Genomic DNA, 13,657 nt, shown 5'->3' with positions numbered 1-13,657 from the left:
TTTAATGGGAAAAGTCTTTATAATTACCGGCATATTGTACCTGTTGTACTATGCCGGAAATATAGTGTACGACTTATTTATAAAAACCCCTACGGCCTTTAGAAATGAAAATGAAGGAGAAGTGATAAGCCTCGGAAGCATTACTGATGAAATTCCAACTGACACTGTGCGTGTCAGTGAACAGGAAACAGAAGATCTTACTATGCCCGGTTCTTATACCTTTTCAGATGAAGAAGGATTATTTTCTGACAATAACGACGAATCGGGAATACATCAAACCCGGTACGAAGAAGAAAAAGCGATTGACAATTACAATGCGGACCCTGAACCCACAACTGAAGAGAAGGACGGTCAAACATCTTTTCTTTCCAGGATAAGTTCAGCCCTTACCATTAAAGAGCAGGATGTACTATCCAGGGAAGCTGAAATTCTTCCGACTGTTATATCGGATGAGATGTTCCGGGATTTCTTTGAAAAAGCCTCCCGCCATATTGTTGTCAGTAGTGAAAGTGGCCAGAATTTTTATAAATCAAGTTTAGTTTTTTAACAGTTAAATAGCAGTGGCACGGCTTAGCCGCAGCCCGTTTCGATTCCAAAGTATACACAGTGTGCTTTGGAATTTTTTATTCAAAGCCAAAGGCTTTTTGAAAACACCGTTCAATATCTGTTCAACTAAAAATTTAAAGATCAAAATGAAAAAATATATCAAACAATCATTCAAAAAATTTAACATCACCTTAGAGTTGCTGGCAGTCGCATTACTGTTTGTTTCCAACCTTGCACTGGCACAGGCAGGCGGTGCCGGAGCCATTTCTTCTGCCACATCGGATATTGAAGAATATGTAGAGCCTGTATCAAACCTGGTTCAGATGATTGGAGCCGTTGTCGGAATTGTCGGCGGAGTCCGCATTTACAACAAATGGAATAATGGCGATAATGACGTCAACAAGGAGCTTATTGGCTGGGGAGGGGCCTGTATTTTCCTCTTGCTTGTTCCGACCGTTATCCAGGCATTCTTTGGTATTTAAAGATGGAAGAGAAGAGTTTTTTTCTTTACAAGGGGCTTAAAAAGCCTCTTGTATTCAAGGGACTGAAAGGGAAATATATCTATTATGCAGGGGCTGCGTTCGCAGGAACTATGATTTTAGGGATCATTCTAAGCAAAGTCATCGGTTTCTTTATCGGAATTGCGCTTGCTTTCGGTATCGGTGGCGGACTGATGTGGAATGTATTCCGGCTTCAGAAAACCAGAGGTCTTTATAATAAGACCACGAACCACAATGAAATTTATATAGTTCCCATAAGAATCAGGCTGAAACAGAAGTACGAATCCACGTAAATAGTAAAGAAATGAAAAAGAAAACCTTTAGCCTTCCTTTTATCGGTTATGATTATGGTATGGAGCTTGGCACCGGCTATGATGTTCTGATAGGTGAATATGGAAACCCTATTATCTCCATTCAAATCAAAAATATTGTCACCCAATATTCGGCAGATCGGGCGCTTTACCTTAAGTACCATTCGGTTTTACTGAATATCATCAGTATCATTGGTGAGGGGCATATTGTCCAGAAGCTGGATATTTTTGATAAGAAGATTTATCATTCAGAACCTCATGCAGAATATTTACAGCAGAAATACTCAGATCATTTCGAGGGAAGGATTTTTAAAACCATCGATAGTATTTTGGTGTTTACCCACCGGATCGACCCGGGCAAAAAGAAAAATCAGTACAAATATTCTGAAAAAAAATACAAGGAACTGCGTGATAAAGCAGAAAAAGTCTTTATGCTTCTAAAGGATAACGGCTTTGAACCCCGATTCTTCTTTGAAAAGGAATTTGAATATTATATTTCTTCCATCCTTTCCATGAATTTCGGAAGATCCACAAAAGCATTGGATAATATTCGATCGCTTGACAACAACCTTCAGATCGGAAATTCTTATGTAAAAGCTGTTTCGTTGGTGGATGTTGAAAATATTGAACTTCCCAACGAAATGTATCCCTATACCACATTAGGCGGAAACGGGGCTACAAAAAATACAGCAGTTGACAACTTTTCTTTTCTGAATGATCTGGCACTGTACAATACGATCATCTACAATCAGGTTATTGTTATTCCCGACCAGGTAGAAAGGGTCAAATTCTTATCCAATAAGAAAAACCGCCATGAAGGGTTTCAGAATGAACCCCTGAACCGTATTTGTGCGGAGGAAATCGGGTTGCTATTGGATAATATTGCCAAAGATGGGCAGCTTATTGTAGATGCCCACTACAGCCTGGTCATCAGCTGCGAAACCCGGGAGGATATGGAGAAAACACAGTCGATGATTGAAAACCAGCTGTTTCAGAAAGGGATTATTACCAGTAAAAGCAGCTACAATCAGCTGGAGCTTTTTCGCGCTTCCATGCCCGGTAATGCCAATGAGCTGAAAGACTACGATCTCTTTACCACTACGAGCGAAGCCTCGTTGTGTTTTTTTTTTAAAGAAAGTTATCCGATAGATGAACATTCCGGTTTTTACCTGCGGTTTACCGACAGGCAGGGTGTCCCGCTTAAAATCGACACTTCCGATCTGCCGATGCAGACCGGAAGGATCAACAACCGAAACAAGTTTGTATTAGGTCCCTCCGGCAGTGGAAAATCTTTCCTGATGAACAGTATTATCGAGCAGTACCTCACCTATAATTATGATGTAGTCATCGTCGATGTTGGGGATAGTTACAGCGGAACTGCCAAATACAAGAACGGGAAATATATCCAGTATACGGAAGAAAAGCCTATTACGATGAATCCATTTGTAATGGATAAGGCAGAGTTCAATATTGAAAAGATAGAATTTTTAGGAAACTTAATTTTCCTGATCTGGCTAGGTCCTGATGCTTCCATGACCACCACGCAGAAATCCATTTTGGATAATCTTCTGCTGGCCTATTATCATCAATATTTCAATGGCGGAACAAATTGGTATACGCATAAAACATCACGGGAGCTTATCCTGTACCTAAGCAAGTACAACATCTATGAAGAGGAGCTGTATGCCGATTTCGAAAATCAGTTCAGGGAGCATGAAAGCTATTACCATATTCTCGGTATTCCTATGACGGCAGAAAAGGATGAGATCAAAAAAGCTTTCAGAAAACTGGCCATTCAGTATCATCCGGATAAAAATTTCAACAACGAAGAGTATGATGACAGCCAGTTCGACAGAATCCATGAAGCATACGAAACCCTTTCTAATGAAGAAAAAAGGAAAGTATACGATGAGACGCAGCTTGTTCTTTCGAGAAGAGAAGTTATGGGAAGGGCAAAGATCAATACCACGGAATGGGAAGAGGCTTTCAGAAGGGCGCTCATCAAAAAAGTGATGGAACTTGAAGAAAAGCTGCATATTCCAGAGCTTTCATTCAACAGCTTTTATGAGTACGCCGAAAAATTTCTGCCTATTTATTTATCTAACAAAAAATTCAGGATTGCCGAAAATGAATTCAATCTAAGAACTTTCCTGTATGTGCTGGCAGATTTTTATAAAGGCGGAAGATATGGAACGGCCCTTAATGAAAGTACCGACAACTCTTTATTTGAAGAACCCTTTATTGTCTATGAGATTGACAATGTGAAGGATAATCCCAAACTTTTTCCCATTGTAACGCTGATTATCATGGATACTTTTATCCAGAAAATGCGTCTCAGAAAAGACCGCAGGAAAGCGATCATTCTGGAAGAGGCATGGAAAGCCATTGCCAGTAAGCTGATGGGCGGATATATTCTCTATTTATATAAGACCGTAAGAAAGTTCTGGGGTGAGGCGATAGTGGTTACGCAGGAACTGGATGATATCATTGGAAATACAGTTGTCAAGGACAGCATCATCAACAATTCAGACACCTTCATACTGCTGGATCAAACGAAGTTTATTGACAATTTTGACCGTATAGCAGCATTACTCTCCCTTAATGAAGTGGAACAAAGCAAGATTTTTACGATCAATAACCTGAATAACAAAAGCGGCAGAAGCCGTTTTAAGGAATTTTATCTCAAACGGGGCAGTAAAGGTGAAGTGTATGGAAACGAGGTGTCTGTTTACCAGTATTTGACCTATACCACTGAAAAGCCGGAGAAATCAGCTCTGGAATACTATGCTAATGCCTTCGGAAATTACCAGCAGGCACTCGAGCATTTTGTTAAGGATATAGAAAGCTTAGGGGATGGCCTGCCTAATCTGGTGGCACTGGTCAACCTGTATCAAAAGCCGATAGATAAGCCACTTATCAGTTACTATCAATCTTTTAAGAAGCAGCATAAAGGAAAAGATTTTTTCAAGATCATCAAACATGAGTTACTGGGCCATGATATGAATTTACAGGAATTTATTAAAATACAATCAACAATTTATGAAAAAATATAGTGTATTCCTCTTTGTCTTTATCGTGAGTTTCCTTAAAGCACAAACTCCGTATATCGACGTGTTGACCGCTCCTGCCATGGCACTCTATGCCAGTCAGATCAAAAATGAGCAGGAGAAAACAGTGGATGAAATGAATAAGCTTCAGCAGGCACAAGCCTTCGTTTCTTCCCAGATGGTTATTGCCAATGACATTCAGAATAAAGTCTATAAAGGACTGAAAGAAGTTAACGGAACCCTTAAGAACGGGATTCAGGTTCAGAATATTTACAATAATCTAAACAAAATCATTACCAATGTAGACGGTATCTATGATGAAGTTCAGGATGCACCGGAGTACAGTGTTTTTGCCTACAAATCCGTCCAGCTGGTCACCAATAAAGCTACCGATATTTATACCGATGTTGCTGACCTTCTGACCAGTGGTGAGCTGAACCTGGCTACTTCCGGAGACCGGAGGCGGCTGCTGTTCAATATTGAGAACAACACCCGCCTGATGAATGTATATCTGATCAATGTGCGGTGGGCGATCAAAAGAGCCAAGAAAAAAGGCTTCTGGAAATCCATTAATCCGTTTCAGACCTATGTGAACACTGACAAGCAGATCTTTCAGCAGATTTTAAATAACGCAGGAACTTTAGGATTATGAAATCGTTTTTAACACCTCTACTGTTTCTTCTGGTAATTATATATTCTTCTTCATTACGGGGACAGTTTACCGGAGGCAATTACATCTGCTATTACCTGATCAATTCCGAAATTCAGAAAACAATGCAGGAAAACGAAAAGCAAAAAGAAATGAGAAATAAGCAGCTTACGAACTTAGCGCTGGAATCTGCCAATAAAGAAGAATGGAACAAATACAGGGATGTCACCGAGAAAATACGAGGCAGGCTCAATAACCTTTCATTTGCAGTTCAGGCTATTCCCGCCTCTGTCAGTATTGTAAAGGAGATCGACAAGATTTACGAGATACAGTCCAAAATCTATGATGAACTGTCTGATGCTCCGATATGGATTCCGCTCGCTTTAAGCGGGCAATATGAATTCATTAACAGCTTACAGATGGATATCAGGCTGATGGCAGGGATTGTACTGTCCTACGGAACCATCAACGGGATGGAAAAAGCGGAACGCAAAATACTGCTGGATTATGCCCAATCGGAAATTAAAGGACTCCGGCAGCAATCATATTCTACCCTGCAAAAAATTGTGAATGCCAAACGAAAAATGAAGCTGCGGAACAATCTTTTGCAAAATTGGGTAAACCGTGATAAAAAGATCATCCAGGATATCATTAACAACGCAAATCTTTATTAAAATGAGAAAACTATTCATTGTACTGCCTTTATTGTTTTTCATCAAAGGCAGTGCCCAGTATTATTATCAGCTCTATTATAACCTGGAATTGCAGGCACAGGTGACCGCCAACCAGGCGGCACGTGTTGTATCAGAAAAGCTCTATCAAAATTCCTATGAAAAACAGCGAAAGTCTTATGATGATATTAAAGAAAAAGCCACACAGGTGGTGGTTATCAAAAATCACATTTACAATCAGCTCCGGAATGTCAATTCAGCCTTGAAGCAGGGAAAACAGCTTGAAGCCATCTACTATGATTTTTCAAAGCTGGTGAGAAACATGCAAAAAATGCTTGAATTGTCCGGTCAAAAACCCCAATACGCCGTTTTGATTACCAATTATTATTCCAAGCTGTATCTCCATGCCATGAACTCCTATGAGAATATCAGCAGCTGTGTGATGAATGAGGAAAACGATTACCTGATGGACAGCTATGACAGGCAGAAGATCCTTTCCAAGATACAGCATGAGATCAAGATCATGAACGGCTGGACGGTACATATTATCAATTACCTCCGGAATGCAGACAAGAAACCTTATTTCCGGCACATTGGTGTACTGAATAGCTGGTATATACAGGACAGGGCCATGATTCAAAATATCATTAACAATTATCAGTACAACCTTAACGGGTGGTAAAATTTTTTAGCGATGAGAAATATTCTAATCATGACATTTATAATGTTATTGTTCCCCCTCGCTGAAGGGAAAGGGCAAAGTATTAAAAGGATAAAAGACAAGCATATCGTAGGACAGGAAAAACGGCAGGTATTCTACGAGTGGGGCGACTGGCAGCCCAAGCCCAAATATTTTCTGGGTATTCAGACCAATTATGCCTATGCAATGGTTTGGGGCTGGCTGGCCCCAAGCCGTAACCGTGATTACAAAAGCGGTAGTGACATCCGCCCACTAGGCCCCTGGGGACTTCAAAACCAGCGCTATGCCACTACCCTTGTACAGCAGGATAGAACAAAAGAAATCCAGGAGGAAGCAAAAAATACCTATGAGGAAAACCTGAAAGAGTTTTACCACTATACGAGCTCCACTTCATCAGCAGACCCCCTGTACCTGTTGTATTATAAAGATATGCTCAAAAGCCTTGACAATTTTGACACCAGTTCTCCGGTTCCGTATCAGTGGGGATTTACCTCCTATAAAGCGTGGGAACGTTTTAACAATTACGGAATTATAGGAGAATGCAGACGAAAGATCGATGTAATGCAGGATAAATACAGGATAGCCAAAACGGTAGATATGCCAAGAGGCAAACGGATTCTTGCCTATCACGACTGCCTTATCGAATGGCGTAAGATGAAGAAATATCTTGCCTACCTGAACACGCAGGCTGAAAACAGGCTGAAGGCGGAAGCCAGACTGGAAAGTTATAAAACTAAAAATCCCGGAAAGATCACTAAAGAGCGGCGTGACGCTGAAATATTTATGGATGTTTTAACCGGGCACTTATACTAATAAGCAACATAGAATTTATGAAACAAAAAATGATAGTAAGAAGCATTACGCTGTTAATGCTTCTCTTTATCCCATGCCTTGTCTTTTCGCAGGACACTCACAGCGATGAGTATTATCAGAAGGCCATGGACTTTTTACAGGGCGAAGGCGTATTGGAAGGATGGTTTACCGAAAAATTCCTGCCTTTATACGATAGCTTCATGACGGCAGAGTATGGAAAGTTCATCCTTTTCGGACAGGCAGTTGCCGGGGTCGGGGCCCTGCTTTATCTCGGAAATATCGGCTGGCAGATGATCAGTGGAGACCGGGAATGGGAAATTGTTCCGATGCTTAAACCCTTTGCCATCGGTCTTGTTATTATGAACTGGGTATCTTTTGTGGGAATTCTCAGGACCCCATTAATGAAATTACAGGATGTATCAGAAGGAAGCTTTGTGGAAAGCCAGCAGGAGCTCAATTCTTTACGTTGGGTACGATTCAAGAAACAGCAGCAGGTTGTAGACCGGATTGTTGAAGAGCAGGCAAAGGCACAGGCCGAAATACAACAGCAGGAAGCCGGAGACCAGTCTTTGATTGAACAAGGGCTGGATATGATGGGAGACGGCTTAACCGGTCTGATGAGTCCTGTGTATGAACTCTATCTCCGTTTACAGGTGGGATTACAGCTTGCGATTTCCAGTGCATTGGAACTGATCGGATTATGGATATTACGAGTCTGTGTGTATGGCATATTTTTTATCCAACTGATATTTTCAACGATTCTGATCATCGTCGGCCCTATTCCGGTGGGATTATCGGTATTCCCGGCATTTTCCAATTTCCTGTCGCAATGGGTTGCAAGGTTTATCAATGTCAATCTGTACGGATTTGTAGCATTTATTATCCTGAAGATCGGGACACTGCTCCAGCTTTTTGCCTTTGAAGCTGAAATTGAACGCTATGACCAGATCATCAATGGTGACGGAAGTATCAAAAACATGGATTTGCTGCTTACCTATTCAAGCAGCGGTATCATGTCTTTCGGACTCGTAATTGTGTGTTTTTTGATTACAGCAGTAGGTATATTATGTGTGCCCACTCTTGCCAACTATATTATACCGTCAGGAGGCAGTAATGCAGGGGTCATGAGCAAAATGAAACGTGCAGGAATGGCAGTCGCCACCAAAGGTGCATCACTAATGAAAATATAATTATGGGACTCGTAAAAAATATCGAACAAAAAATAAAAATCAACCGGGTGACCTCTATAGGCTGCCTTGTCCTATCCGTGATCGTGGTTATTGCAGGGCTTGTGTTTTCCTACAAGCAGATTCAGGACGCCAGAAAATCCATCTATGTGCTGGATAACGGTGTTCCGGTTCTGGTAAAGCAGACCGATTTACTGATGAACCGTCCTGTTGAATATAAAGCGCAGATCGATCTCTTTCATTCCCTGTTTTTCACCTTATCTGCCGATGATGATTACATCAGGGAGCAGACCAAAAAGGCACTGTATCTCATTGATGACAGCGGGATGAAAGAATATATGAACCTGAAAGAGAAAGGCTTTTATAACCAGATTATTTCCTCCAACAGTGTGATGACGGTAAAAGCTGATAGTGTAAAGCTTGATGAGCAGAATTTAAAATTTATCTATTATGGTACACAGGTGATTAACCGGAAGACACAGCTTATTGTCAGGAAGCTGGTTACAGAAGGATTTGTAAAGGATATTCCACGTTCCCCGAACAATCCCCACGGTGTACTGATCGAAAAATGGAAAACCTTAGATAACTCGGATATATCCGTTAAAGAAAAATTCAGATAATGGAAAAACAGCAAAAAATAATGAACAGCGAAAAAATCCTGCTCTGGAAAAGGGCGGAGCATTTCGCGGAAAAGTATCCCCAAAAAGCATTTTATATCATGTTCGGGCTCATTTTCTTTTCCGTCCTTTTTACGATCGGGAACCTGGTCTATGTGCAGAAAGTTTCCGTTCCTGAGTATGAAAAGATGAAGAAGCAAAACATCCTGAAAGACGCGACAACCTCCTTTGGGGCGACCGTCAGGGAAACAGAAAAAATTATGGATCTACGGCAGGCCCTGAAAGAGCTCGACTATTACCGCAGAAAAACAGTCCTGAGCACATCAGACAGCGTAAGGATAAAATACCTGCTGGATAAATACCAAATAAAGAATACGCGATGAAGAAACTTAATGTAAAGCAACCCAAATACGTCCTTCCGCTCATTGCCCTGCCATTCGTCCTGATGATAGGGTATTTTTATACCCAGTTTGCAGAAGGATCAGAAAAAGATAAGAATAAGCTTGCCGAGAGTAAGGACATATCTACCGACCTTGGAAAAGTCGGAGAACGGTCTGAGATCAAGGGCAAAGCCGATGCCTATGCCGATTTCTTTGACAGGCGGACAGACGGGAGGACCATGATTGACGGCTTTGGAGACGAACAGGAAAATCTTGAAACATTCGACGATAACCTTTCTGACCGTCAAAAAAGACATATTGACAGCCTGAATTATGCCCGGGAAAAAGAAAGGCTTAACAACCTTTCAAGGCGGGCAGGCCAGCAGTCCTATTACAACGCAATCGACGGAAGGCAAAGCAAACAGCGTGAAGACGAGCAGTATGAACGAAGCATGAAGATGCTTAAGATGCTTAACGGAGACAACCAGCAGCAAGGTTCCGGGGATTCCCGGGAACAAAAGAATGAAGCTGCGGATTGGAAGAAAGAACAAATGGCGCTCATGCGTGAGCAAATGATGCTCATGGACAGCATTGAAAAAGCCAACAACCCGGAATTGAAACAGCAGGCTAAGCTGGTGGAAAAGCTGAAAAAAAATGAAAAGGAAAAAGATTTCTTTTTGAACTCTACTCTGAAAGTTACCAAAGCTGCCAAAAGTGCTGATTTCAATTCTATTTACCGGGAAAAGCAAAGCTCTTTTATTAAAGCGGTTATTGATGAAAATATCAAAGGCTTTATGGGAAGCCGGATTCGTATCCGCCTGCTGGAAGATGTCTATGTCGGCAATACCAAAATCTCGAAAGGGACACCCTTGTATGCCCTGATCAGTGGATTTTCACTTCAAAGGGTAAGCCTGCATATTGTATCGGTTATGCATCAGAATGAAATCCTGCCCATCAACCTGAATATTTATGATATTGACGGAATGGAAGGCTTATATGTACCGGGTTCTGCATTCCGGGAAATGACCCGTTCTATGGGCGAAAATATTGTGCAGGGGCAAAACCTTTCAACCGGAAGTACAGATTTCTTTACCACGACCCTGACCTCTGTATACCAATCCTCCTCCAAGACCATTGCTGATGTGATTCGGAAGAATAAAGCGAAGATCAAATACAATTCTTTTGTCTATCTCATTGATAACAAAGAGCTGGAGAATAAGAAAAAGAACATTTATAAAACCAATACCAATCCTTAACCTATGAAGAAACTATTATTTACCCTCACCCTGATGCTGATATCAGCATATACTTTTGCACAAAATCAGGCTCTTTCCAAAGTGTATAAAAGCGGGCTTCCCGAAATCAATATTTCCAGGGATGTCAACCTGCATTTCCGAAGCCCCGAACCGGTGCAGTTTGTGGATTTAAGCACCAACCGCCTCATTGGTGATCTGCCTGCCGAAAATGTGGTCAGGATTAAAATTCAGCAGAGCGAAGAGGAAAAACATTTTGTGAACGACAGCCTGAAAAAGACAGTGGAGATTCCTATAGCCTATTTTGATCACCAGGAGCTGGGTATCATTACAATTGTCGGGCAATCCTTTATGGCTCAATACAAACTCATCTTTAAAGAAGATAGTTCTTATGATATCATTACCAACATCGAAATTTCACCTCACGATATGCAGCCTTTGGAATATCCGGAATTTCAGATGTCCAATGCTGAGCTGAGAAAATATTCAATGCAGCTGATTGAAAAAAAGGAAAATAAAATTCTCAGGAAGAATAAGGATTTAGGCATGGTATCACAATTGAATAACGTCTATACTTTCGGTGATTATGTTTTTCTGGATGTCAGCTTTAAAAACAAAACCAATCTTGCCTATGACATTGACAAGCTTAAATTCTCAATAGATGACAGGAAAATCTATAAAGCAACGAATGTACAATCCATTGAGATTGAACCGGTCTTTAGGTTATATAACGTAAAGAAATTCAAAAAGTCTTACCGGAATATTTTTGTGTTCAAAAAATTCACTTATCCTAATAACAAAATGTTGAATATAAGGCTGATTGAAAACCAGATCAGCGGACGAACCATTAACCTGGAAGTCAAATATTCCGATATTTTACAGGCGGATACTTTCTGACAAACCTATTTATACTAACCTTAGCAGACAGTCCCGGAATTTCCGGGCTGTCTGTTTTTTATATCCTAAAGATTATGCAGGAAAGTAAAGAACAACAGAAAACATACGGTTTCTTTCAGAAAGCGGTGTATATGCTGGTTTTGATAGAATGCAGCATTTTGTTTTTTGGGACAGCGCAAATTCCGATACTTCCAAAATTATTAAAATCATTGGGCAAAATGCCATTTCTGTTTCCTCCGCTTCATGCGAAGTGTGCAGAAATTGTGCTGATTATACTGATTGCCATCGGAACAAAGCCGAAAAAGAATCAGGACATGGGTGTTGCAAAATCCATTATCCTTCCGATTATTTGTGGGCTACTGATGATGTTCGGCTCATTACTATTTATTAATGATACCCTTAGAAAAGATGCGATGCTTTTAGCTCCGCATTTTAACATCTATCAGGCAGCTTATGCCCTGCTGTCATTTTTGGGAGTACTGATTACTTTATTGGGAGCCGATAATATCAGCAAGATCATGAAGCATCAATTGGGTAAAGACCGCTGGAATATTGAAGAAGAGAGCTTTGACCAGAATAAGGAACTGATTAATACTGATTTCTCGATTAATATTCCGTACCTGTTCTATTATAACAAGCGGATGAACAAAGGCTGGATCAATATCAATCCTTTTAAAGGCACGATCGTGATCGGAGTTCCGGGAAGTGGAAAATCTTTTGGAATTATAGCCCCTGCGATCCGCCAATTGATCCAGAAAAATTTTTGCCTTTGTATTTATGACTATAAACACCCGGATTTGGGAAAGATTGCTTATTATCATTACAGGCTGAAAAAGCAGCATGAAAAGGATTATAACTATGATTTTGCTGTGATTAACCTCAATGAAGTGGAGAAATCAAGGCGTATCAATCCCTTAAGGAAAGAATACCTGTCCACACTGGCTGAAGCACAGGAAATGGCAGAAGCAATGGTCTCTTCGCTACAGAAAGGAGGTGGTTTAGGAGGTGGGAGCGATCAGTTCTTTACCCAATCCGCCATTAATTTCCTGTCGTCGTGCATTGCGTTTCTGGCAAAATACGAGAATGGGAAATTTTCAACCCTTCCGCATTTGCTGGCTTTTATGAACAGAAGCTATAAGGAAATTTTTAGTACACTGTTTACCAATATTGAGCTGCATTCTTTGTTGTCTACGTTCAAATCCGCTTATGACAATAAGGCTTTTGACCAGCTGGAAGGACAAATCGGAACCCTTAAGATCTTCCTGTCGAGATTAGCAACTAAAGAAAGTTTTTGGGTTTTCTCCGGGGATGAAGTCAACCTGAAGATATCCGATCCGAAGCATCCGACCATTATCGTTCTGGCATCTGATCCCAATACCCAGGATATTAACTCGGCATTGTATTCCACGGTATTGAATCGGTTATTAAAGCAGATCAATTCCAAAGGGAATCTTCCCAGCGGGATTATTGCCGATGAGCTGCCTACCATCTATATCCATAAAATCGACAACCTTATTGCTACGGCACGGAGTAATAAAGTAGCTGTTGTATTAGGATTGCAGGAAATTCCGCAGTTTAAACAATTTTATAAAAAAGAGGTGGCAGATACCATTACCGCTATTATTGGGAATATCCTCAGCGGTAGTGCAAGGGATAAAAGCACGCTCGACTGGCTTGAAAAAGTATTCGGAAAAGTGAAGCAAAAATCACAGTCGATGTCGATCAATAACAATCAGACCACGATTTCCATTCAGGAGAAAATGGATAACCTGATTCCGGCCGGAAAGATAGCCGGACTCAGAACCGGAGAAATGGTTGGGATTGTAGCCAAAGACGAGCAGAATGAAACGCAGGAATATACAACTTCGGCTATTCACGGAAAGATTAACCTGGATAGGGAAGCTCTTAAAACTGAAGAGCAGAATTATATTGACCTGCCGGTGTACTACAACTTTACGGATGAATCCGGAAATGACAACAAAAACAAAATACTGATGTCCAATTTTCTACGGATCAACCGTGAAGTAGAGCTTGTCATTCAGGAATTTATGTGAAATGCCTAAGCATAACTTTTAATAATACCTAA

The 13,657-nt window shown here is 40.8% G+C and carries 14 protein-coding genes; all 14 read left to right on the top strand.

Going from position 1 to position 13,657, the window contains the following annotated elements:
• Nucleotides 1-4: 4 nt before the first annotated feature.
• On the top strand, nucleotides 5-547 hold the full coding sequence (locus tag J7E44_RS11185; RefSeq protein WP_214829443.1) for a hypothetical protein: 543 nt from the start codon (nucleotides 5-7) through the stop codon (nucleotides 545-547).
• 145 nt (nucleotides 548-692) lie between these two features.
• Nucleotides 693-1,028 (top strand): DUF4134 family protein, encoded by a 336-nt coding sequence (locus tag J7E44_RS11180; protein ID WP_251040561.1) that lies wholly within the window; start codon nucleotides 693-695, stop codon nucleotides 1,026-1,028.
• Between the two features lie 2 nt (nucleotides 1,029-1,030).
• Complete coding sequence (locus J7E44_RS11175; RefSeq protein WP_214829436.1) at nucleotides 1,031-1,339, top strand: DUF4133 domain-containing protein; 309 nt, start codon at nucleotides 1,031-1,033, stop codon at nucleotides 1,337-1,339.
• An 11-nt stretch (nucleotides 1,340-1,350) separates the two neighbouring features.
• On the top strand, nucleotides 1,351-4,410 hold the full coding sequence (locus J7E44_RS11170; RefSeq protein ID WP_214829428.1) for a TraG family conjugative transposon ATPase: 3,060 nt from the start codon (nucleotides 1,351-1,353) through the stop codon (nucleotides 4,408-4,410).
• Nucleotides 4,397-5,056 carry a hypothetical protein gene (locus J7E44_RS11165; RefSeq protein WP_214829426.1) on the top strand — a complete coding sequence of 220 codons (660 nt, stop codon included), beginning with the start codon at nucleotides 4,397-4,399 and terminating at the stop codon, nucleotides 5,054-5,056. The genes J7E44_RS11170 and J7E44_RS11165 overlap by 14 nt, the downstream gene beginning before the upstream one ends.
• Nucleotides 5,053-5,727 (top strand): hypothetical protein, encoded by a 675-nt coding sequence (locus tag J7E44_RS11160; protein ID WP_214829424.1) that lies wholly within the window; start codon nucleotides 5,053-5,055, stop codon nucleotides 5,725-5,727. Before J7E44_RS11165 ends, J7E44_RS11160 begins: the two co-directional genes overlap by 4 nt.
• Before the next feature lies 1 nt (nucleotide 5,728).
• Nucleotides 5,729-6,406 carry a hypothetical protein gene (locus J7E44_RS11155; RefSeq protein ID WP_214829422.1) on the top strand — a complete coding sequence of 226 codons (678 nt, stop codon included), beginning with the start codon at nucleotides 5,729-5,731 and terminating at the stop codon, nucleotides 6,404-6,406.
• Nucleotides 6,407-6,418: 12 nt separating this feature from the next.
• On the top strand, nucleotides 6,419-7,237 hold the full coding sequence (locus J7E44_RS11150; RefSeq protein ID WP_214829420.1) for a hypothetical protein: 819 nt from the start codon (nucleotides 6,419-6,421) through the stop codon (nucleotides 7,235-7,237).
• A 17-nt stretch (nucleotides 7,238-7,254) separates the two neighbouring features.
• The gene (locus J7E44_RS11145; RefSeq protein WP_214829418.1) at nucleotides 7,255-8,427 is read left to right on the top strand and encodes a TraJ family protein; all 1,173 of its coding nucleotides are present in this window, start codon (nucleotides 7,255-7,257) and stop codon (nucleotides 8,425-8,427) included.
• Nucleotides 8,428-8,429: 2 nt separating this feature from the next.
• Nucleotides 8,430-9,044 (top strand): conjugative transposon protein TraK, encoded by a 615-nt coding sequence (gene traK, locus J7E44_RS11140; RefSeq protein WP_214829416.1) that lies wholly within the window; start codon nucleotides 8,430-8,432, stop codon nucleotides 9,042-9,044.
• Nucleotides 9,044-9,424 (top strand): hypothetical protein, encoded by a 381-nt coding sequence (locus J7E44_RS11135; protein WP_214829414.1) that lies wholly within the window; start codon nucleotides 9,044-9,046, stop codon nucleotides 9,422-9,424. Before traK ends, J7E44_RS11135 begins: the two co-directional genes overlap by 1 nt.
• A gap of 236 nt (nucleotides 9,425-9,660) precedes the next feature.
• Nucleotides 9,661-10,677 (top strand): conjugative transposon protein TraM, encoded by a 1,017-nt coding sequence (gene traM / locus J7E44_RS11130; RefSeq protein ID WP_214829407.1) that lies wholly within the window; start codon nucleotides 9,661-9,663, stop codon nucleotides 10,675-10,677.
• A gap of 3 nt (nucleotides 10,678-10,680) precedes the next feature.
• Nucleotides 10,681-11,571, top strand: a complete 891-nt coding sequence (locus J7E44_RS11125; RefSeq protein ID WP_214829405.1) for a DUF4138 domain-containing protein — start codon at nucleotides 10,681-10,683, stop codon at nucleotides 11,569-11,571.
• 74 nt (nucleotides 11,572-11,645) lie between these two features.
• Nucleotides 11,646-13,625 (top strand): type IV secretion system DNA-binding domain-containing protein, encoded by a 1,980-nt coding sequence (locus J7E44_RS11120; protein WP_214829403.1) that lies wholly within the window; start codon nucleotides 11,646-11,648, stop codon nucleotides 13,623-13,625.
• The last annotated feature ends 32 nt before the right edge of the window (nucleotides 13,626-13,657 follow it).

It is taken from the genome of Chryseobacterium sp. ISL-6 (assembly GCF_018613715.1).
GTDB lineage: Bacteria > Bacteroidota > Bacteroidia > Flavobacteriales > Weeksellaceae > Chryseobacterium > Chryseobacterium paludis.
Note: the sequence above shows the minus strand (reverse complement) of the source record. Positions and strands in the feature narration are given on the sequence as shown.